The sequence below is a fragment of the Bradyrhizobium sp. USDA 4449 genome (genome assembly GCF_054056275.1).
Genome location: NZ_JBSRYD010000001.1, coordinates 26,360 through 48,496, shown reverse-complemented (window position 1 = coordinate 48,496; position 22,137 = coordinate 26,360). Strand labels below are relative to the sequence as shown.

17 protein-coding genes and 1 pseudogene are annotated in these 22,137 nt (G+C 61.6%); 7 read left to right on the top strand and 11 right to left on the bottom strand.

From position 1 onward, the window contains the following. Positions 1-102: 102 nt before the first annotated feature. The 10 genes and pseudogenes from ACVIIW_RS00240 to ACVIIW_RS00195 form a co-directional block, all read right to left on the bottom strand. A complete protein-coding gene (locus ACVIIW_RS00240; protein ID WP_456698893.1) occupies positions 103-1,764 on the bottom strand; it encodes a recombinase family protein in 1,662 nt (553 codons plus the stop codon). 425 nt (positions 1,765-2,189) lie between these two features. Then, on the bottom strand, positions 2,190-3,233 hold the full coding sequence (locus ACVIIW_RS00235; protein ID WP_456698892.1) for a hypothetical protein: 1,044 nt from the start codon (positions 3,231-3,233) through the stop codon (positions 2,190-2,192). A 52-nt stretch (positions 3,234-3,285) separates the two neighbouring features. Beyond that, the gene (locus tag ACVIIW_RS00230; protein ID WP_456698891.1) at positions 3,286-3,630 is read right to left on the bottom strand and encodes a KTSC domain-containing protein; all 345 of its coding nucleotides are present in this window, start codon (positions 3,628-3,630) and stop codon (positions 3,286-3,288) included. Between the two features lie 37 nt (positions 3,631-3,667). Next, a complete protein-coding gene (locus ACVIIW_RS00225) occupies positions 3,668-4,675 on the bottom strand; it encodes a hypothetical protein (RefSeq protein ID WP_456698890.1) in 1,008 nt (335 codons plus the stop codon). A 17-nt stretch (positions 4,676-4,692) separates the two neighbouring features. Then, complete coding sequence (hxsC, locus tag ACVIIW_RS00220; RefSeq protein WP_456698889.1) at positions 4,693-5,898, bottom strand: His-Xaa-Ser system radical SAM maturase HxsC; 1,206 nt, start codon at positions 5,896-5,898, stop codon at positions 4,693-4,695. Further along, positions 5,895-7,343 carry a His-Xaa-Ser system radical SAM maturase HxsB gene (gene hxsB, locus ACVIIW_RS00215; protein ID WP_456698888.1) on the bottom strand — a complete coding sequence of 483 codons (1,449 nt, stop codon included), beginning with the start codon at positions 7,341-7,343 and terminating at the stop codon, positions 5,895-5,897. The genes hxsC and hxsB overlap by 4 nt, the downstream gene beginning before the upstream one ends. A gap of 15 nt (positions 7,344-7,358) precedes the next feature. Beyond that, on the bottom strand, positions 7,359-7,667 hold the full coding sequence (locus ACVIIW_RS00210; protein WP_456698887.1) for a hypothetical protein: 309 nt from the start codon (positions 7,665-7,667) through the stop codon (positions 7,359-7,361). A 25-nt stretch (positions 7,668-7,692) separates the two neighbouring features. Beyond that, positions 7,693-7,974 (bottom strand): His-Xaa-Ser repeat protein HxsA2, encoded by a 282-nt coding sequence (hxsA2, locus tag ACVIIW_RS00205; RefSeq protein WP_456698886.1) that lies wholly within the window; start codon positions 7,972-7,974, stop codon positions 7,693-7,695. Between the two features lie 176 nt (positions 7,975-8,150). Further along, a pseudogene (locus ACVIIW_RS00200) lies at positions 8,151-8,336 on the bottom strand (hypothetical protein); the annotation flags it as partial. Between the two features lie 9 nt (positions 8,337-8,345). Beyond that, entirely contained in the window at positions 8,346-8,741 is a 396-nt protein-coding gene (locus tag ACVIIW_RS00195; protein ID WP_456698885.1) for a hypothetical protein, read from the bottom strand. Positions 8,742-8,888: 147 nt separating this feature from the next. On the opposite strand from ACVIIW_RS00195, the gene ku reads away from it, so the two are divergent. Further along, positions 8,889-9,821 carry a non-homologous end joining protein Ku gene (ku, locus tag ACVIIW_RS00190; protein ID WP_456698884.1) on the top strand — a complete coding sequence of 311 codons (933 nt, stop codon included), beginning with the start codon at positions 8,889-8,891 and terminating at the stop codon, positions 9,819-9,821. Between the two features lie 34 nt (positions 9,822-9,855). On the opposite strand, the gene ACVIIW_RS00185 is transcribed toward ku, so the two are convergent. Further along, positions 9,856-10,134 carry a hypothetical protein gene (locus ACVIIW_RS00185; RefSeq protein WP_456698883.1) on the bottom strand — a complete coding sequence of 93 codons (279 nt, stop codon included), beginning with the start codon at positions 10,132-10,134 and terminating at the stop codon, positions 9,856-9,858. A 292-nt stretch (positions 10,135-10,426) separates the two neighbouring features. Here ACVIIW_RS00185 and ACVIIW_RS00180 point away from each other — a divergent pair, with 292 nt between their 5' ends. The 6 genes from ACVIIW_RS00180 to ACVIIW_RS00155 all read left to right on the top strand — a co-directional run bounded on the left by ACVIIW_RS00180 (position 10,427) and on the right by ACVIIW_RS00155 (position 22,124). Then, positions 10,427-11,467, top strand: a complete 1,041-nt coding sequence (locus tag ACVIIW_RS00180; RefSeq protein ID WP_456698882.1) for an IS110 family RNA-guided transposase — start codon at positions 10,427-10,429, stop codon at positions 11,465-11,467. A gap of 650 nt (positions 11,468-12,117) precedes the next feature. Further along, a complete protein-coding gene (locus tag ACVIIW_RS00175; RefSeq protein WP_456698881.1) occupies positions 12,118-13,080 on the top strand; it encodes an ArdC family protein in 963 nt (320 codons plus the stop codon). Between the two features lie 103 nt (positions 13,081-13,183). Next, positions 13,184-15,301: a ParB/RepB/Spo0J family partition protein gene (locus tag ACVIIW_RS00170; RefSeq protein WP_456705048.1), complete on the top strand. Its 2,118-nt coding sequence runs from the start codon at positions 13,184-13,186 to the stop codon at positions 15,299-15,301. Between the two features lie 184 nt (positions 15,302-15,485). Continuing rightward, positions 15,486-19,805: a strawberry notch-like NTP hydrolase domain-containing protein gene (locus tag ACVIIW_RS00165; RefSeq protein WP_456698880.1), complete on the top strand. Its 4,320-nt coding sequence runs from the start codon at positions 15,486-15,488 to the stop codon at positions 19,803-19,805. Continuing rightward, positions 19,805-20,866 carry a DUF7146 domain-containing protein gene (locus ACVIIW_RS00160; protein ID WP_456698879.1) on the top strand — a complete coding sequence of 354 codons (1,062 nt, stop codon included), beginning with the start codon at positions 19,805-19,807 and terminating at the stop codon, positions 20,864-20,866. Before ACVIIW_RS00165 ends, ACVIIW_RS00160 begins: the two co-directional genes overlap by 1 nt. Positions 20,867-21,200: 334 nt before the next feature. Then, positions 21,201-22,124 (top strand): DUF2493 domain-containing protein, encoded by a 924-nt coding sequence (locus ACVIIW_RS00155; RefSeq protein ID WP_456698878.1) that lies wholly within the window; start codon positions 21,201-21,203, stop codon positions 22,122-22,124. Positions 22,125-22,137: the final 13 nt, after the last annotated feature.

Here is a 22,137-nt window from a genome sequence, read left to right as displayed (position 1 = left end):
ATGAAATTGGTACGTCTGAGTTGTCGAAGATCGCCAGGCTGAACGGCGATTTTAGAAGAAACTACGGCAAGTTGCTCGGCGCCTATTTGTACTTGCGATCCATCAGCGCCGCCCGCGGCCGCTCCTGGCTTTGGAGCGGCCTCGTTTCGCTGGTTTGTTCTGCGGGGCTGACGTGGCTGGTGCGGCATGGATGGACGCCGCCAACCTGGCCTTGATTGCTTTGATCAACTCACTCATCCCCAGGCAGTGAACCCCCTGATGCCGGGCGAGGGAGCCAGATGAAAGCCAGACGTATCGACTTGCCCGCAATTTGGAGGGCAACAGCACGTAGTCCCTGATCGTTTTGTTCGTTGCATCCAGCCTCATCACTGCGAGCAGGCCAGAGCAGATTTGCCTACGGTAGGCTTTCCATTGCGGCGCGTGATCCGGTCCTCGCGTGGCGAGCTGCCGCGCAACAAGAAACGACACCAGGCGCGCGCCGCCAACATCAAGAGCTATGTTGTCCTGAGTAAGCACGGGCTGAAGACCAAGATCGGCTCTCAGGACTTCTGCTAGTTCGTTCGCGTGCCTTGCCTGCTCGCTGGCCCAGTGATCGTACGTGTCCAGCCAGTCACAATCTCGCGGCGAGACGTATCCGATCAAGGAATACGCCTTTCGCAGCGATCCAAAATGCTTGACGTAAGACGAAACGTGATTGAGGCCGAGCGTCGTGTTGATGATACGAGAGTTCAGCTTTCCTCGGCGACGGAGCACGACGCGGAGGCGCATCAGCATCTCATCTTCCGGAATCTCGACGCGCCGCTCGGCGAGCAGTTTTTGAGCGCGCACGAATATATCGGGATCAATGATGGGTTCAATCGCAGCTTCGCCGTGGACCCAGGCATGGACAGGATTTTTAACGAGTCTCTCGCCCAAGCGTCGCGAGGTTCGATTATAGACGGTCTTGCCTATATAGTTTTCGTTGCCGAGGATGATTGGGATCATCCCATCGGTCCATGGCCGGTTGTTATGGTTGGCGATGTTGGCGTCGTTGAGCGCGCGCCGAATCTCGCTGTAAGATTGTCTCGCATTGACGAATTGATCGAAGATGCACCGAATGACCGCGGTCTCTTCGGCTGAGCCCGGCCGCAATCGAACGCGATCCGATTGCAGAGCCTTGTACTGGCCCTTCTCGAGCTGCCCCTTCGGGTGCTCGCTCTCATCGACCATCACCCGGCGCAGGCCATAGCCGACGGGTCCGCCCACGCGGTAACCGAGGCTCGCGATCCGGCAATGTCCGGTGTGCACCTTGACCCCGAGTTCTCGACTCCATTCAGCGGCCATACCCCGCTTCATGTACTTGGCCATGCCGGACAGAAAGCTGCCGTCATTCTTGAAGATCTCGGCACAGTATTCGACATGGACGCCGTTCATCTTGCACAAGAACTCGTAGTAGGCGCTCTCGTCGGTATTCTGGAAGCGTCCCCACCGGCTAACGTCATAGACGAGGATCTGATCGAAGTCGGCCTGGCCCGATTGGACATCTTCGATAAGTTCGATAAGACCCGGCCGGCCTTTGATCCGAAGGCCGCTGCGGCCTTCATCGGCATAGGTCCGGACGATCGTCAGGCCGTGCAGCTCCGCATAAGCGGCAATTGCTGCGAGCTGGTTCTTGATCGAGTAGCGCTGAAGCTCTCTCGACATCCGGACATATTGCGCGGCACGCAGCGTCCGCAGGCGCCTTGCTAGATTCGTCCCCTTGCGCACGACCAATGCGTTGGCCATGACCCGCCCGCCTTTGAGCAGTACCGCGCCGGGAATTACACAGCTAAACTAGCAGCATTGCAAGATGGTCGGCAGCATTTGAGCGGCGCCCCAGAACTCCAGGTGGCGCGTGCACACCACGCTGCGGATAACCGGTCTCGTCACTGCGCTCGTCCCGCGTGCCGGCTTCGCCGTCGCCATGCTCACGTGGCCCGGGTGCCAATTCGCCTGGGCGATGCGCTGAGCGCAGGCCGCCGCGATTGGGATTAAGTCACATCATTCGTGCTGCATTGAAATGGTGCCGGTGTTTCAGTGGCTAGCGTAACGAGTCCTAGAAAAGCGAGCGGATAAAGCACCCTCTTGGTCGCGTCCTTCCTCCATCGGCTTATAATTGCGACGTAGGCAAGCCAGGCATCCAGTGTTTACTGGGTCGATCATTCGTGAGGCTATTTGTTCTGGCTTAGTCTGGCGACGCATTCAGCGGCTGTTGCGCCGCCCGGCGAAATTTGCGCGATCTGTTGGCACGTATCGCGTCGCCATTTCTCCATCGCGGCATCATTCTCCCGCCGTACCGCGTCGTCGGCCGCTCGCGAAGGCGCGCCACCGATATTGATCGTGCTCACGCTGGTCAGGATCAGACCAAGTGAAGAGCGTTCGACCAGCTTGCCGGTCAAGCGCTCGCCATCCTTGCCGATAACGTCCTGCACGGAAGGCGGCTGCACAGCTGCAAGGGGCATCGTTATCTCGAGTCTGTAATTGCCAGTCGGTAGCGGCTTTCCGAAGGATCCGAATTTTTCAGATCGGAACTGACCGCCGTGCACAACCGCATTGGCTTGCGCAAAATAGTTGGCTTCCTTTCGCCGCAGACCAATCAAGAGCTTCGTATCGTCCGGCAAATTGGTCACGCCGACGATTGACGGGGACGTAGTGCCATCAGCTCGTGCCACGATGACGGCTTCAAGCGGCTTGCTTGCTTTCTTTGGTGCATTTGCGTTGGGTGCCGTGGATTCGGACTTGACGGAGACATCGGTGAAGCCGCTCGAGCCCTCTGTCGCAGCGTCTTGACGGGCGGAAGTTGGTTGTTGATCGGAATTGAGGCTAAAGACGAGGAGAGCGGCAGCTACGCCAAATACAAGAACAAGAGCCAACACCTGTATCGGTGTTATGAAGCGCTGCTTCGCCTCCTGCTCAACAATCAACCTCTCAACCGGTGAGGCCAGAACTTCCGCCGCCTGTTTGGCGAGCATGCGACGCTCGAGCCGCGCGAACCGGTCTTCGCTTCGGCGCGCACTTGTCGCAAGTGCCGTAAACACCCACGCAATGATCCACGCCAAAACCCCACCGCCAATACCGACCACCGATGCGGCGCCGCCGATCGAAAAGCAGCAAAAAAGAAACGAAAGAAATTTCCATATGCCGCCGCGCCCCGACAAGGAGGCGATGAACGGCAAGAAGGCTGCAATGAGGGCCACGATTGCGATAGCAGCCATAAGCCGTGCCTCTTATTGCGTATCGAAGGACTTAGCCGCTTCTGCAAACAACCTAGTATTTGGGGACCCGATGCGTGCGACAGTCGTAAGGACCATCCGAGCCCGATCCCTTGATGTTGGCGTTGTAGTATTGCCCCATTGACGGCGCCGCCAGAAAGGCATCGAACGTCGCGACGGGCATTTCACAGTAAGGGTAGTAGACTGATCTTAGCTGCACGACCATGAACTGTTCAGACTTGTCGTAGCACGCGCGGTTGATGAAGCTGCTCCGCGTGATATCGGTGCAGCTGAAGGGCGCCAGATCGAGCCGGCCGTAATATTTGACGTCGATGGTTTCGGCAGCCGCCCAGCTCGTGCCGGCGATCAAAGCGGTGATGAGCGTGGCAAATCGAAACATGCAGCCTTCTCCTTACGACGGAGCCGAGCGGTTCGCGTCAGGGGTGCTTTTCGGTTTTCGACGCACGGTCTTCAGCCGCAATTGCATCCTTCTCGCACATATAGGCGCCGTGCTTTGTCGTGCCGTAGCTTCGGGTGCCGGTGAAGTGATAGACCTTCGAGGGAATATTGACCCACACCACCGTGTCGGACGGGCAGCGGGCTTTTGCTGAACCCTCATCCGCGAACTGACCCGCTTCCAGCGTTGCATTGTCCTTCGGTGCAGACGGTTGCTGAGCCGGTGCCGGGGCCGCCGTTGTTGTGGGGGCTGGCCTCTGCGGCGCAGATGCAGGTGCAGGTGCAGGCGCTGCCTGGGCCGGGCTAGGTGCAGTCCGGCTCGACGGCGGCGCGGCGGGAGCCGGCTTAGGCTCGGGTGCGGTTGCCGTTGGCATGGCACCACCGGCCTTGCATTGCTCAACATATGCCTTCTCGGTGACGCCACGCGCCTGCACACCCGCTTTGTCAGCGCGCCATTCGGCGGTGCATTCCTTCGCGGTCTTCTGCGAGGATGAGCTGGCTGGTGAAGATGCCGGTGCCAACGACGGGACCGCTGAGGGCGCGGCGGCGGGCGGCGGTGCCGCGACCGCCGGCTTGGGCGATGGAGCGGCAGGCGCTGCTTGCGTGCCCGCCTTGCACTGCTCGACGTAGGCTCTCTCGGTTACGCCGCGTGCCTGCATGCCGGCTTTGTCAGCACGCCACTCGGCTGTGCACTCCTTCGCGGTTTTGGAACCTGTGGCTGTTGCTTGCCTTGGCTCCATTGGTGCCGGCGCGGCCGGCCGCGCCGCTGGCGCAGAGGAGGCCGGCGCAGCGGCTGCCGGGGAAGCTGCACCAACCTTGCATTGCTCGACATAGGCCTTTTCGGTCACGCCCCGGGCCTGCATGCCGGCCTTGTCCGCGCGCCACTCGGCGGTGCATTCCTTTGCCGTTTTTGCAAGGGCCGGAGATGCGATGAGGCTGACCATTGCCGCAGCGGCGATGAGGAGACCCTTGGCGATTTTCATGCTCATTCCCCTGTTCTTTCTTGTTAGCCGGCTATGTGAGCTAATTCCTGTTGCGACGGGATCGCGCGCACGCCACGGCTGAACCGCGGTCGTCCGGTCGTAAAGAAGCCGCTGCACGTGTCTTTTTCGCTGCATCGATGGCATTCATCGGCAAAGCCGTTCTTCCAGTCCGAGATGGACTGCAGCGCGTGGGGCCAGATGGATTTTGGCAGCACACATTTCGGAAGATTGTAGATCGATACATTGACGCCCGCGGCACTCAGATGATCGACGGCTCGGGCGAGCCCGGCGCTATAGTCCACCGGATCCATCCAAAGCATGCGATCGTTGGCGATGGCAAAACCCGTGTTCTCAAGACCCATCAGAGCGACATGATCGACGAACGGCAGATTGCGCGCGATCCAGCGCGCCGTGTCCTCGATGATTGGCGCGGTCAAGGCATGCAGAACGATGCGGATCTCGACGCGCTGACCGCGGTCCTTTAGTTTGAGAATGCCCAAGATGGTCTCATCGAAGGCTCCTTTCGCCTGCACCACATGATCGTGAATGTGGTCGACCGCAGCATAAACCGGGATCGCCGCCATCAAACGGGGATGATCGATTGCTTTCCATGCATCCACAATCCGGGAGTCGGCAAACGCCCGGCCGTTGGTCAGCACCTGGATCGCGGTCGTGGGAAGACGATCTCGGCAGGCCTCAAGAAGGCTGCAGAACTCTTTCCAGTCCGACAAAGTCTCGCCGCCGGTGAATGTCAGGGCGGCGGTTGCCGGGTCTATGAGTGGCAGGCTCTCTCGGATTTCGCCGAGAATCCACCGGTCGTCGACGTCTTTCGGCGGCTGCGAGCACATCAGGCAGTAATTGTTGCACCGTTCTGTCACGAGGAGCGAGTTGTGCGCGGAATTCCGACGATAGAGCGTACGGAATCTGCGCGATACATGATCGAAGCCCAGAACGTCGCCATCCGCGAGATAGTCGTATTTCTCGGAGACAGCGATCGCTCGCCCGTTGAACGTGTCGGGCAAGTCGACGGGTTGGTCGCAGATTGCGATGATTGACGGCCAGCCGGTTTCGATGGCTTGCTGCACTTCGTCCGACGTTCGGACGAGCGCAAAATCTGCCTCATGCCGATCGGCGGAAGTGTCAACCGCTCGAAGCCTCAGCGCCGATCGGCTTCTATCCGAGGAGAACCCTTCGCTTTGCAAGGCTGTGCCATAAAGCGGAAGCGTCATGTCGCGGCCCACCGTCGCAAAATGGCCGCATCTTCCGGCGCATTCTCCAGAATATCCAGCAGCAGTCCCATGATGCCTTTCTGGCGGGCGCAGAATGCTGACAGAGGCTTAATTCCGAGCGCATCACCTTGCGTTGCGTGATGGTAGACGGGGTCTGCCCCGCAGTGACTTTCATAGACACAGCTCGAGCATTCGGGCGCGCACTGAGTCAGTGACTTTGAGATCGCTCCAATCAGCTTGTCCGAAAAAATGAGAGAACTGTAGCTGTCCCGTTCGACGTGCCCCAGCCGGAACGCATCGTCCCCGGTCTCGGCCAGCATCCGGCCTTCGTCCGATGCGAACACGCTACCATCATAGTTATAGACCAGCGCGCCAAGGCCAGCGCCGGCCGGGCTGCGCAGATCAACGTAACCGATTGGACGATCCGAAAGCATTCGCGTCAGGAGTAGCGCCGCGTAAAACTCACGGAACGGTGTGCCCTCGCGGTTGATCTGCAGGACCCGGCGCAAACCGCGCTCGTAAAAAGCCAACCACCTCCGGGTGTCGTACTTTGCAAACTGCTTTGTCTTGACCGCAAAGCCAAACGGGGAAAGCGGGCGCAGAAAGATGCCATCCAGTCCCAATCGGAGATATTCCTCAATGATCGCGTCGACCCGATCGAGGCTAGCCTCGGTCGTCGTCATCAACGCGCCAATCTTGTCGGGGCCCAGATACTCTCTCGCGCGCCGAATACCGGCCACAGCCAGCTCATGACTGTTCGATCCCGGGCGAGGGCGGTTCTTGTTGTGCAGGTCGGCCGGACCGTCGAGGGACGTTGAGAGCTGGACGTCGTTCTCTTTGCAAAAGGCGAGAACGCTGTTATGCAGCAAGGCCAGGTTTGAGGCGATGACGAAATCGAGCTTCTTTCCGGATCGTTTCTTTGCAGCCGCGACAATCGTCTTGATGAGTGGGAAATTAAGCAGCGGCTCTCCACCCTGAAACTCGATCTTGATCCGGGCCGATGGGCTCGCGAACGCAATATCGAGCGCGCGCATCGCCGTTTGCTCGCTCATATCGAAGCGTGAGCGGTCGGTGCTCTGACGCGAGACCTGGCAATAGGGACAGGAGTGCTCGCACCGCAGCGTCACCACGAAAATATGGAGTGGGGTCGTGTGCTGCAGAAACGACATCCGGCTTCTCAGCCGAGCCGCCAAAAGCTGCCGTTGTGCTTTCTGGTTTGTTCCCGCGAGCAGATGGGCGGAATAGGCCTTTTCGTAAAGGCCGTCGCCGGGCCGGACCTGAAGGTCGACCAACCTGTGCAATTCATCTTCGGTTAGACGAACGAAATCGCCGACCAGGTTGGCGACGAGATACTTATTGCCGCCGGTGCGCTCAAAGTTGAACGGTAGCAGCGCGATATCCTCGGTCGCCGCGCCGAAGGTCTCAGGGGGTAAAAACCGTGCCATGGCACTCCGGGAAGTCTATCCGGCATCTTTTGGGTGAGAGGCGAGGGCACCGAAGGCGAGTGCAAGGATGACGTTTCGAACGCCCTCGGTTTTGCCAGCAAGACGTATCCGCAAGTTTTCGTCCGCGACCAAATTGAGGAACCGTTCCCTCAATTCGTCCGGGCCGAGCACGGCTCCCTTTCGGGGACTGGCGGAAGAAATCAGGCGGCAAAGATAGCGGTCGCCGGCGCGATCCATCTGGCAGGTTGCTGTTCCGATCAGACGATAAGCTGCCGCATCCAAAGCCTCGAGGCTTTGGATGCTCGAATCGAAATCAACAGTCACCTCGATCTGAGGCGTCGCGGACGGTCTAGCGGCTGGAGGCATGAGACGCGTGAGAAGCATGCGATGCGTGAGAGGCATGCTGGGCGACAACGGTGCCGTCCTCCTGCTTCGTCATAACGAAACCAAGGAGATCTGCGCCCACTTGATAGTGGGCGTTTGGCGTGAGGTTGGTGAGGTTCTCTTCGGCCGTTACGCCCGCCGTATCTTCGGCGACGGCTACCTTTGCCGCAGCGTCTTGAACGGTCATTCCGGTGAGCGATGCGAGCGCAGCGCCAAGCGATAGCACGACTTTTGACCTGTCAGTCATATGACCCCCCGATGTCAATTTTTTCAAATAATGCTGAAGGCTACAACTCCTGGGCGCGAGACGTCCATAGTTCTATTGTCGAAATTGGTCGCAATCCGGGGAAATCGCAAAGGTAATTTCGTAGGCATCGCGAGATAGAACGCAATGCAATCGTGACCGCGTAGAGATCCGCAGCTGTCGGCTTGCTGGATCATCGCCTCGCCTTTGGCCCGCATCTCCGCCGATTGGGTAGCCAGGATGTTGGCCATCGCGCGTGCCTTGCCGAGCTCTTTTGCCAGACCCTTGCGATCGCCGCCCGACAGGGGCGTAGGGTGATACTTCGGGGCCGGACATCCAGGCGCAAAGAGATCGGATCGGCAAATCCTGAGCGACTACGGCGTCTCGAACGCCGGCCAGCACCCGTCTTCTTCATGCCTGCCGGTGCGCTGCTGGCAGGTGTTGTCGAGCAGCCGCTGCGCGACGTCCTTCCAGGCGGCGTTGCGGCCATACAATCGGACTGCATCGGCCGTCTGGATTTCGACTATTCGCTCGCAGCGGCGGCAGGTCACGCGGAGGACGTGGCGCTGAATGTCGGAAAGACGTCGTTGCCGGATCTCGGTTGCGGTCGTGCCGGCGCGAGGATCTTTGAGCACCGAGTCCCAGTATTCGGCCGGAAGCGGTGCATCCGGAGCCGCAGCGAAAGGTGCCCGCCTGCGGGCGGCCTCGGCGGCCAGCTTTTCCATCTGCTTCGGGGTCGGCATGCGCCAGCTCGCGGGTCGATCGGTCATGCCCGAATTAGAACATAACAAGAACAAATGTCGAGTCCGCTCCGGCCAGCCACTGAGAAAAAATCATCCTGGCGGGAAGGATGTGATGTCGGAACCAAGGCTGGTGGATCGTCTTGAATCCGGTATCAGTATCGGAGTTCCCCCGGCATGGCCCCCCGCGCTAACTGGAAAGGCTTCCTGCGTCTTTCCCTCGTCACCTGTCCGGTCGCGCTCTATCCGGCCACCTCGGAATCCGAAAAAGTCTCGTTCAACCAGCTGAACCGAAAGACCGGCCATCGGATCAAGTACGCCAAGGTGGATGCCGACACCGGCGAGGAGGTCGACAACGAGGACATCGTCAAAGGCTACAAGGTCGACACGGACACCTTCATCGAGGTGACGAAGGAAGAGCTTGAGAACGTCGCGCTGGAATCAACGCGAACGATCGAAATCGACGAGTTCGTAGACCGGAGCGAGATCGACCCACGGTATCTGATCCGCCCCTACTATCTGTGCCCGGATGGCAAGGTTGGGCACGATGCCTTCGCAGTCATCCGCGAAACCATCCGCGAGATGAACAAGGTCGCCATCGGACGCGTCGTGCTGACGAACCGCGAGCACATCATTGCGCTTGAGCCTCTGGACAAGGGGCTGATGGGGACGCTGCTGCGCTATCCTTACGAAGTGCGTTCCGCGGACGAGTATTTCGATGAGATCCAGGATGTCAAAGTGACCAAGGACATGCTCGATCTCGCCAAACACATCGTCAATCAGAAGGCGGGCCATTTCGAGCCGGATAAATTCGAAGATCAGTACGAAACCGCCCTCATCGATCTCATCAATCAGAAGCGCGCGGGCAAACCCATCACCGCGAATGCGCGTCCTCGAGGTGAGAACGTCGTCGACCTGATGGACGCGCTGCGCAAGAGCCTCGGACGAGACGCGACGGGCCCGACAGAGGCGCCGAAGAAGACGGCCAAGAAGCCGCGCAAGGCGGCGGTTGGGCAGAAGGAAATGCTGATGCCGATCACCGGCAAAAAGGCGGCGAAGGAGGGGGCGGCGAAAAAGCCCGCCGCAAGGTCGCAGCGAAAGTCGGCTTAGGCCCCCAAGGTCGGAAACGGGTTAGCCTCAATGCTTAGCGCCGGTCCTCCTCGTCAGCGGAGCATTCTGGACAGGTATCGCCAATCGAGTCGAGCACGTCGCGAACCGCGGCTTCCGCCGCCTGAGGGGATACGTCTGCTGGCGGGTCTCGACGAGCGATATCGAAGGCCCGCTCTCGCGCATGCGGATCGGCGCGATCCTGCATCCAACCGTGCTCCTCGCACTCGCGGATGGCGCCTACTTCCTGGAGAACGTGGATCGCCCATCCCCGCAGCGTCCGTGTTGTCGGCCTTCGTTCACTGATCATCAGCATTGCAATAGACTCCGAATACGACGAATCCTGTGACCCGCCGTTTGTTCCGGCTGCTAGCACAAGGCTGGGATTCCCTGTCAGCAGAGGACGAGGTTTTCCCGCGTTCTGAGGCCACTGCGGAAATGTCAGGCGGTTCTCGCAGGATTGCCTGCATTCCTTCGCTCAGGTCTTTCACTGCTGTGCGCGTGCGGCCAGAGCCGCACCGGGCTCTCGTGTTGGGGTGGACGGCCCCCTTCCGCCACAGTGCGTGGCAAAAAGAGGTCGTCGCTGACCTCAAACGAAGGAGCCGCCCGTGGAAACGATTGTTCGCATCGGTCTGGATACGTCGAAGAGTGTGTTTCAGCTGCATGGCGTTGACGAGACCGAGCAGCCGGTTCTGCGGCGTAAGTTGAGACGGGGGCAGGTTTTGGAGTTCTTTAGTCGTTTGCCGCCCACATTTGTCGCGATGGAGGCTTGCGGGGCGTCGCACTATTGGGCGCGGGAGCTGCAATCGCGCGGGCACGACGTGGCGATGATTCCGCCTCAATATGTCAAACCGTACGTGCCGCGCGGGAAATCCGACGCTGCGGATGCCGAGGCAATTTGCGAAGCGGCAAGTCGGCCGAAACTGCGCAAGAACTTTGTGCCTATCAAGAGCCCTGAGCAGCAGGGTGCACAGATGCTCGCGCGTGTGCGCAACCAGTTCATAGGCAGGCGTACCCAACTTGCCAATTCGATCCGCGGCTACGCCGCGGAATTCGGCTTTACCGCGCCCAAGGGGCTTTCGCGTCTTCAACAATTGCTGATCGACATTCAGGCCGATGCAACAGTCCCCGACCTGGCTAAAGAGTTGTTGGACGCCTTGGCAGTTGAGCTGGCGCGCGTCGACGACCAGATCGCCAAGCTCGATAAGAAGCTCATGCAACTCCACCGGAGCAACGAGATGAGCCGACGGCTGGCGGCTATCCCGGGCGTCGGTCCGATCGGTGCGACGCTGCTGTCAATCAAAGTCGTGGATGCTCGAGGGTTCAAGTCGGCGAGAAACTTTGCCGCCTGGCTCGGCCTGACCCCAAAGAATCATTCGACGGCTGGAAAGAACAGGCTTGGCGTCATTACCCGCGCCGGCGACGGCATGTTGCGAACCGTTTTGGTGGCTGGGGCGACGGCTGTGATCGCAGATATGCGTCGCCGGGAAACTCGCTCCTGGCCTTGGCTGAAAGACATCATCGCGCGCAAACCGCCGAAACTGGTGGCCATAGCGTTGGCAAACAAGCTGGCGCGGATCGCCTGGAAACTGATGGTCAGCGGCGAGCGGTACCGGCCTGCAAGCAGCGTCATGCCGATGCCGACATAGACTTGAACGAAATGCAGAGCTTGGCGCCAGACCGGCAGGTTTGACGCTGGGGGCGGAACTTGCAGGACAGGAAGAGGTGGTACGTTCGGCGCAAGCCGGTCAGTGAAATGCTCCGCTCGGTTTACCGGCAGAAAATGCCGCTCTCGTGTTTGGATCTCACTGTCCGCGAAGCCCATCTTGGCCGGTGGTCGCAAGACCCGAAAACAGGCCGGACATATGAGCGCAAGCGATCCGAGCATGCTGCCAGAGCCATTTCTTGCAAGTCGGGGGCCGTCCACATATGAACCGAGCCGCGCAGCGTCTCGGCCTTGCGGCTTCGATCCCTCGCGCCAGAGCTTTGGTGCTCCTCGCCGGGGGCACTCGGAAAAGGGGCTCGCCTGCGGCGATCGCTATCACTGCCCCGTTCCCGGGTGCCGCTATTGAACCGGTCTCGTCGCTGCACTCGGACCCGCGTGCCCCTTCGGGTCGCTATGCTCACGCTCTCCGGGTGCCATTTCTCGAAGGCGATGCGCCCTGGCGCACGCCTGATCAGGGCCTGCGGCCCTGAGGCAGATTGCGAAGAGGCTGAGAGTAAGAGTGCAGGCTGGGTTTTTCCGTGACGGGTTACAAGCTGCGAGAGAGGCTCGCGGTGCCCGTCGCGGAGACCCGCGATGTCAAACCCTACTGCTCGTGCGCGCGCCGGCCAGGACCGCGCGAACCTCTATAGCGAAATCACCGACAAGATCATCGCCGAGCTTGAGGCCGGACGCGTTCCCTGGGTTCAGCCCTGGGGTACGGCCGCGGCGAAAGCGCCGCTCGCGATGCCGAAAAACGCGTCGACCAACCGGCAATACAGTGGGGTGAACATCCTCATCCTCTGGGGAGCCGTGATCGAACGCGGATTTACAGGTCAAAGTTGGCTCACCTTCCGTCAGGCCCTCTCGCTCGGTGGCCATGTTCGCAAGGGAGAGCGCGGCACCACAGTCGTCTACGCGGATCGTTTCGTGCCGAATGACGAAAAGCGACGCGCAGCTGAGACCGGCGAAGACGCGCAGGCAATTCCATTCCTCAAACGATTTACCGTTTTCAACATCGATCAGTGCGAAGATCTGCCCGATGGTATTGCCACCGCTGCGCCGCCACCGCCGGCTGGCCTCATCGAACCCACCGTCGACGCCCTGATCGAGGCCAGCGGAATTCCATTTCGGATCGGTGGGGATCGCGCATTCTATGCAACAGCCGAAGACTTCGTTCAGGTCCCGCCGCCGCAGGCCTATTTTGAACCCATCAACTGGCACCGCACAGCGCTGCATGAACTCGGTCATGCGACCGGGCATCCCTCCCGCCTCAATCGCGACCAGAGCGGATCCTACGGTACGAAGAAATATGCCTTCGAAGAACTGGTCGCCGAGTTGAGTTCCGCGTTCAGCTGCGCATCGCTCGGGATCGTCCCGACCGTGCGCCATGCCGACTATATCGGGTCATGGCTTGAAGTCCTGCGGGAAGATAATCGGGCCATTGTGCGAGCCGCCTCGCAAGCGAGCAAGGCCGCGGACTATTTGCTCGGCTTCGTTCCCGGGTCAATTGAGCCCGCGTCGCTGGATTCGGTTGTCGCCGATCACGAGGCGGCGTGATGCTTGGCCTCGTGGCCGCGCGAGAGTGAGAGGAGGGGAGGCTGTTTGCGACGGGTTGGAAGCCGAGAGAGAGTCTCACGGCCGCCCGTCGTGGAGAGCCAAAATGACGAAAGCCGTACAAAAGATCACGCTGTCGCCTTCCCGGGACATTCCCTTCAACAAGCTCGTTCTCAGCCAGTCGAACGTTCGCCGCGTCAAGGCCGGTGTCTCGATCGAGCAGCTGGCCGAGAGCATCGCGCAGCGTACGCTTCTGCAAAGTCTGAGCGTCCGGGCCGTCGTTGATGCAGATGGCAACGAGACCGGCATGTTCGAGGTGCCAGCGGGCGGCAGGCGCTATCGCGCTCTCGAACTCCTGGTGAAACAGAAGCGCATGTCAAAGACGCAGGCGGTGCCGTGCGTTGTTCGTGAAGGGGGCATTGCTGCGGACGATTCGGTGGCAGAGAACGATGAGCGGGTCGGTCTGCATCCGCTCGATCAGTTTCGGGCCTTCCAGACGCTCCGCGATCTCGGCATGAGCGAGGAAGACATCGCCGCCCGGCACTTCGTGAATCCGGCGATCGTGAAGCAGCGGCTGCGGCTGGCGTCGGTATCGCCAAGGCTGCATGAGGTCTATGCTGAAGACGGCATGACGCTCGAGCAGCTCATGGCGTTCTCAGTCACTGCCGATCACGCCCGCCAGGAGCAAGTCTGGGAGAACGTTAGCCGTTCCGGTTATGACGAGCCTTACCAGATCCGCCGGCTGCTCACCGAGAACACCGTACGCGGATCCGATCGCCGAGCCCAATTCGTGGGCCTCGATGCTTATCAGCACGCGGGTGGCGGCGTTCTGCGGGATCTGTTCGAGCACGACGACGGCGGCTGGCTCCAGGACATCGTGTTGCTCGACCGGCTCGTGACCGAAAAGCTCAAAGCCGAAGCTGAGACGATGGCGGCCGAAGGCTGGAAGTGGATCTCGGTCGCCGTAGAGTTCTCCTACGGTCACACTCAAGGCCTACGAGAAATCGAAGGCAAACCTGTCGATCTCTCGCCTGAGGAGCAGGCCACCATCGACGCCCTGAACGCCGAGCAGGCCAAGCTTGAATCGGATTACCAGGATGCCGACGAGTTGCCGGACGAGGTCGATCGGCGTCTCGGCGAAATCGAGGTGGCACTGGCGGCATTCGAAGACCGGCCGATGCTCTACGAACCAATGGAGATCGCCCGAGCAGGTGTCTTCATCAGCATCGATTCCGAAGGACGCCTCTCCGTGGATCGGGGCTACGTCCGGCCAGAGGACGAGGTACTGGCAACTGATCCTGATGTTGCGCAGGGCGCCGAACCGTCGGTGATCGAAGGGCAAGAAGCTAGCACTCCTGTCCAGCGCACGGTGATCGCGATCGCAGGTAGTGCTCCTGATGCTGAAGAAGACGATGAGGACGCGACCAGGCCTCTGCCGGATCGGCTGATCATCGAGCTGACGGCGCACCGCACGCTGGCACTACGCGATGCGCTGGCCGAAAATCCAGCCGTTGCGTTCCAGGCAGTGCTGCATAACTTCGTGCTGACGGCCTTTTATCGGTTCGCGTCGTCGGGAAGCTGCCTTGAGGTCAGCCTTCGCACGCCGAATTTTCCCGCCCAAGCTCCGGGGCTGAGGGAAAGCGTCTCGGCCAAAGCAGTCGAGGCGCGGCATGAGGTCTGGAAGGCGCGGTTGCCGAAGAGCGAGAACGATCTCTGGGATGCGCTGACGGCTCTCGATGGTGGTGCACAGGCATCGCTGTTCGCCCACTGTGCATCATTTGCGGCCAACGCCGTCTATGAGCCGGCCAACCGCTATCATCAGGGCCGTGTCTCCGCTCAGGGTGTTCGCACGCGTCTAGACCAAGCTGATGTGCTGGCGCGCGCGGTCGGGCTCGACATGGTGCAGGCTGGCTGGCGACCGACCGTCGACAACTATCTCGGCCGGGTCACCAAGCCGCGCATTCTGGAGGCGGTGCGGGAAGCCAAGGGCGAGTCGTCGGCGCAACTGATCGACCATCTGAAGAAGGCCGAGATGGCGAAGGAGGCCGAGCGCCTTCTGGATGGCTCGGGCTGGTTGCCGGAGCCGCTGCGTCTCGTCGATCCCGATGCGGCGCCAGTGGGACAGGAGGGCGAAGCGGGCCCGCTGCCCGAATTCCTCGCCGACGAGGAGGATCAGGAGACCGTCGGCGACGAAGATCCGCAACAGCTCGACGCGGCTGAGTGACATCACAGAGCGGGACGGCTCCGGCCGTCCTGCGCTTGCTTGGGGACCGGTGCGCAGCGCTGGTCCCCATTCTTATGGGCGAGGGCTCAGAGGGAGAGCCAGGCCGGGAAGGGTTTGAGCCGTTGGGTCAGAGGAGAGCGCCTGATGGTTCGACCCGTTCCTGCTCTCCGAGAGAAATCCTGCCATGACCGAATCTCTTGCCGGCGGTGCCGCCACGCCGCTCTCCATGCGTGCCGCTGCAAATCTCACCTCCGCCGCTGTCAGGGCCGCGCGACAGGTCCTGACCGAACTCGAACGCGGCCGCCGCATCGATGCCGCTGTTCTGCGTAGCGCTATGGAGTCTGCCTTCGGCGCCTCGGACACGGCCGGCGTTTGGAACTGGAAGACTGCCTATGACGTCTGCGAGGCGGCAACCGTTCTGTTCCTTCGCAAGTTCGGTCCGGCCATGCGCGCCAAGGCCGGCTCGACCGTAGCCATGCTGCCGATGCTTGCGCGAGTGACTGGTCTTCTCCCGACCCACACGCGACGTTCCGAAGATAGTCAGGCGCTTCAGCAGTTCTCGACACCGATCCCGCTGGGGCTGGCCGCATGCACCGCAGCCGGCATTACACAGCCCGATCGCGTTCTGGAGCCCTCCGCGGGGACTGGTTTGCTTGCCGTCTTTGCCGAGCTTGACGGCGGCGTCTTGCTATTGAACGAGTTGGCCGAGACCCGGGCGGGGCTCCTCGATCATCTATTCGCGGGCGTTAAGGTCACGCGGTTCGATGCCGCGCAAATCGATGATCACCTCGATGCGAGTGTCACACCTAGCGTCGTCCTGATGAACCCGCCGTTCTCCGCGGTAGCGAATGTCGATCGACGGATGGGGGATGCGGCTCTCCGCCACATCGCTTCGGCGCTGGCGCGTCTCTGCGACGGTGGACGCCTCGTCGCCATCGCTGGTGAAAGCTTCGCGCCGGATAACCCGACATGGCGAGATGCCTTTGTTCGCCTCCAGGAACGCGGGCGCGTGGTGTTTTCTGCCGCCATTGACGGGACCGTTTACGCCAAGCACGGCACTCAGACGGATACTAGGCTGCTTGTGATCGACAAGCTGCCCGCTGCCGATCCGACAGCTTTTCCCGCCTCGCCAGGCGCAGCGGCCAACGTCGCAACCTTGCTTGGCTGGGTGAACCAGCATGTGCCTCCACGGCTGCCCGTCGCATCGCCGTCGGAAATCGTTGCTATCGGCCGGCCAGCGATGTCGCGATCGGTCGGCGCCATTGCACCGCGTTCATCGCTCTCTTCGATAAGCGCAGCGCCAAAAGGCATCGAACTAGCGTACGAGACGGTCGAATGGTCGCCGCGGGAAGGCGTCCGGCTCACCGATGCGCTCTATGAAGAATACGGAATGCAGTCGATCCGTATTGCAGGATCATGCGCACATCCGACCAAGCTCGTGCAGTCTGCCGCGATGGCGTCCGTTGCGCCACCGAAGCCATCCTATCGTCCGCACCTGCCGGCCAATGTCATGGCCGACGGAGTTCTGTCGGATGCTCAGCTCGAGAGCGTCATCTATGCCGGCGAGGCGCATTCCAAATTCCTGGCAGGCTCTTGGACGGTCGACACGACCTTTGATGTTGTGGCCGCCGCGCGCGACGACGCATCGAATGCCGTCCGCTTTCGCCGCGGCTGGTTCTTGGGCGATGGCACCGGCGCGGGCAAGGGACGGCAGGTCGCCGGCATCCTGCTCGACAACTGGCTCAAAGGCCGCCGCCGCGCGATCTGGATCAGCAAGTCCGACAAGCTGATCGAGGATGCGCAGCGAGACTGGTCCGCGCTCGGAATGGAGCGGCTGCTTGTTACGTCGCTGTCTCGATTTCGGCAGGGCACCCCGATCCGACTCTCGGAAGGCATCCTTTTTACCACCTACGCCACGCTACGGACCGACGAGCGCGGCGAAAAGCTTTCGCGTGTCAGGCAGATCGTCGAATGGTTGGGTTCGGACTTCGACGGAGTGATTGTCTTCGACGAGAGCCACGCCATGCAGAATGCGGTCGGGGGCAAGGGCGAGCGCGGTGAACAGGCTGCATCTCAGCAGGGCCGTGCGGGCCTGCGGCTCCAGCACGCGCTGCCGAATGCCCGCGTGGTTTATGTGTCGGCGACGGGCGCCACCACGGTCCACAACCTGGCTTATGCCCAACGCCTCGGCCTTTGGGGCGGCGCTGACTTCCCGTTCGCCACCCGTGCCGAGTTTGTCGAAGCGATCGAGGAAGGTGGGGTCGCGGCCATGGAGGTGCTGGCGCGCGACCTCAAGGCGCTCGGTCTCTACGCAGCCCGCTCGCTCTCGTACGAGGGCGTCGAGTACGATCTCGTTGACCACCAACTGACGCCGGAGCAGGTTCGCATCTACGATGCCTATGCCGGTGCGTTCAGCGTCATCCATAACAACCTCGATGCGGCGATGCGGGCCGCCAACATCACGGGCGCAGCCGGAACGCTGAACGGGCAAGCCAAGTCTGCGGCACGCTCCGCTTTCGAAAGCGCGAAGCAGCGCTTCTTCGGCCACCTCCTGACTTCGATGAAGACCCCGTCGCTGGTCCGATCGATCGAGCGCGACCTTGATGCTGGCCACGCCGCTGTTATCCAGATCGTGTCGACGGGCGAAGCGCTGATGGAGCGCCGGCTCGCCGAGATCCCGACTGAAGAGTGGGGCGACGTCCAGGTCGACATCACGCCGCGCGAGTATGTTCTCGACTATCTCGCCCACTCCTTTCCGGTCCAGCTCTACGAGCCCTTCACCGACTCGGAGGGCAACCTCTGCTCCCGGCCTGTCTATCGCGACGGCCAGCCGGTCGAGAGCCGGGAAGCCGTCGCACGACGCGACCGCCTCATCGAGAAGCTTGCATCACTACCGCCGGTACCTGGGGCACTGGATCAGGTCATCCAGCGCTTCGGCACCGAACTGGTCGCCGAAGTGACCGGTCGTTCGCGCCGCATCCTTCGCAAGGGCGATCGGCTGGTGGTCGAAAATCGAGCCGGTTCAGCCAACCTCGCCGAGACCTCGGCTTTCATGGACGACGTCAAGCGCATCCTCGTGTTCTCCGACGCGGGCGGTACGGGGAGGAGCTACCATGCCGAACTGTCGGCCCGGAATCGCCGTTTGCGGGTCCACTACCTGCTCGAGCCCGGCTGGAAGGCCGATGCCGCGATCCAGGGCCTCGGCCGGACCAATCGGACCAACCAGGCGCAGCCTCCGGTGTTTCGTCCCATCGCGACCGATGTGAAGGCCGAAAAGCGCTTTCTCAGCACTATTGCCCGCCGGCTCGACACGTTGGGCGCCATTACGCGCGGTCAGCGCCAGACCGGAGGGCAGGGCCTGTTCCGGCCCGAGGACAACCTCGAAAGCCAGTACGGGCGCGATGCGTTGCGCCAACTCTACATCTTGCTCGCGCGAGGGAAGGTCGACGGCTGCTCGCTCGAAAGGTTCGAGGATGCGACCGGCCTGAAGCTCATGGATGCCAACGGGCTCAGGGATGACCTGCCGCCGATCACGACCTTTCTGAACAGGTTATTGGCGCTCACGATCGACCTACAGAATGTGCTGTTCACCGCCTTCGAGCAGCTCCTGACCGCTCGGATCGAGGGCGCGGTCGCGTCGGGTACCTACGACGTCGGGCTGGAAACGCTCCGTGCCGAAAGCTTTGTCGTCACCGACCGGCGGACGATCTATGACCATCCGGGGACCGGCGCCGAGACGCGGCTGCTCACGATCACTCAGCGTCAGCGCAATCGCCCCGTGAGTCTGGATGACGCTCTTGCTCGTCTCTCCGATCGCCATGCCGTCCTGCTGATCAATGAGCGCTCGGGCCGAGCCGTTGTGCAGGTCCCGGCGGCGAGCGTGATGCTCGACGACGGCGAGATCGAACGGCGCGTCCGCCTGGTCCGATCGATGGAGCAGCACACGGTCCCCTTGAGCATGATGGCGGAGAGCCACTGGATCGAAGCGGACCGTGAGCGCTTCGCTGCGGCCTGGCTGGCGGAGCTTGCCGAGGTGCCCGAGTTCACGGAAAGCACGATCCACGTCGTCGCGGGCTTGTTGCTCCCCATCTGGAAGCGGCTGCCGAACGAATCGACGCGTGTCTACCGCATTCAGACTGATGCGGGCGAACGCATCATCGGACGCAAGGTTTCGGCCGCGTGGGTCGCAAACGTCCTTGCAACGGACGCGCCTTCGCTGACGCCGGTCGCTGCCTTTGCCGCACTGATGGAAGGACGGACCGTCCTCGATCTAACGGAGGGACTTCAGCTTCGCCGCGTCCGGGTGATGGGTGCACATCGCATCGAGCTGTCGGGATTCAACGACACGATACGCGATCGCCTCCGTGCTTACGGCCTCTTTGGGGAGATCATCTCCTGGAAGCTGCGCATGTTCGTGCCCACGGACGCGAGCGGTGTCGAGATCCTGTCGAAGGTGCTCGACACCTATCCGGTTGCGCGCATCAGTGATCGGGAAGCCGCGTGATGTCCGGCGATGTCTCCGAACTGGTACGCCGCCTCGCGCGCGAGGCCGAGGCGGTGTGCCGACACTATCTCTCCAATGGCAAGCGGGCGGGACGGTACTGGGTAGTCGGCGACGTCCACAACACCCCGGGCCGCTCATTGTTCGTGCGGCTCCAGGAATCGCCGAAGGGCCCCGCCGGCAAGTGGACCGATGCCGCGACCGGGGAGCATGGTGATCTCCTCGACATCATCCGCGGAAGCCTCGCCTTGCGAGATTTCCGCGAGGTCGCCGAGGAGGCGAGGCGTTTTCTGAAACTACCCCGTTCTGAACAGCAACCAGCTCAGAAACTTATTCGTCCAGTCGTGCCGGCCGGATCGCAGGAAGCCGCTCGTCGGCTTTTCGCGATATCCAGTCCGATCGAGGGGACGGCGGCCGAAACGTACTTGCAGCGTCGCGGAATAGGCCACATCCACCATGGTGGCAGCCTCCGCTTCCACCCACGTTGCTACTACCGACCGGATGAGCATTTACCGACTGAAACCTGGCCGGCGATGATAGGCTCTGTCACGGACCTCGAGGGACGGATCACCGGCGTGCATCGCACCTGGCTAGATCCATACGGCTTTGATCGCGTGCGGCTCGGCAAGGCCCCGATCGACACGCCACGACGGGCCAAGGGCGACCTGCTTGGTAACGCCGTTCGCTTCGGCGTGGTGGACGACGTGCTCGCTGCGGGCGAGGGGATCGAGACCATGCTGTCGCTGCGTTATGTGCTGCCGACCTTGCCCATGACCGCTGCTCTCTCGGCCAATCACCTCTCAGCTATGTTGCTGCCGTCTGGCCTGCGTCGGCTCTATATCGCCCGTGACGCAGATGCCGCCGGAGATGCCGTACAGGCTATTCTCACCCAGCGCGCAGAAGCCGCCGGCATTGAAGCGATCGTATTGTCGCCCCGGCTGGGCGACTTCAACGAAGATCTGCACATCTTCGGCCTCGAGGCCCTCCGAGCAGCGTTGCTACTGCAACTCGTGCCGGAGGACGTCGTCCGTTTCCTGCATTCGTCGATGGCAACCGCGGAATAGCCCCGGCAATTCGATGGGCGTCGACAGGTCGGTCGCGGGCCACTGCCGGAAGAGGACGCGACCACGGCCTTCTAGAGGGCGATCGGACGGCAAGCGGCTCGGGCCGGCAATGGCTGCGTCCGGCTATTTTCCGCCGCGCGCCGGCGATGAGAAGACACATTAGCCATTTGGTGAGCGCGCTTTGCATCGCGAAGCAAAATAGCCGGCCTCCGCCATCCTCCGCTGCGCTTCGGCCCTCCGCTCTGCTCCGGGTTCTGGCCCGTTCCGCCTGCCGCCTGAGTGATCGCCACGAAGGCCGCGATGGTCGCGGCCGATCGGGCAAAGGATCGCCTCCATGACCGACCACAATGACATCGAACCGCCGCACGCCGCATCTGCGACCGAACACGTTCTTACCGAATTGCAGCTCTTCGGTTACCGCCCCTTCGACGACCAGCCCGATCCACGGCCGCTTCCCGAGGGCAGGATCATTACCGGTGCCGTCGCTGACATCTTCGATGCCCTGATCGCGACGTTGAGTGATACTCGGCTCGAGCCGGACCTTGACGACTTGCTCTGGTCGACTGTCAACCTGTTCCATCGTGCCGTCGACCGCATCGGTCGCCAACTCGACGACAACGAACAGGCGCAACAGAAAAGTCAGCGCGACCAGGATGGCTCCGAAATTCGATCGGTCGAACTCGAGCGCGTGACGGCGGAAGGCATCTCGCTGATCGAGCGCCGCAACTGCCTGGAGCTCTTCCGTGATCAGGCCATCGAGCGCTTCGAGACCCAGACCGGCTCATTATGGCGCCCTCGATCGGGATCACTGGTGAACCATCGCACGCTGACCGCAGCGATGATCGACTCCCGCGATTTTATCGCGGCCAAGCGCCGCGCGGAGACCGAGGTCATGCTGCCGCCAGGGCCGAAGATCGCACTCACCGGCGGGCTCGACTTCAACGACCACCACCTTATCTGGGATCGTCTCGACAAGGTTCATGCCAAGCATCCCGACATGGTCCTGCTCCATGGCGGCTCCCCGAAGGGTGCCGAACTGATCGCATCCAAATGGGCGACGATCCGCAAAGTGCCTCAGATCGCCTTCAAGCCTGATTGGACGAAACATGCCAAGGCAGCACCTTTCAAGCGCAACGATGCCATGCTCGAACTGCTGCCGATTGGCGTTATGCACTTCCCGGGCACGGGCATCCAGGACAACCTTGCCGACAAGGCGAAGCGGCTCGGCATCCCCGTCTGGAGGTTCGGCGGCGCGTGAGCGCCGTCTTCTC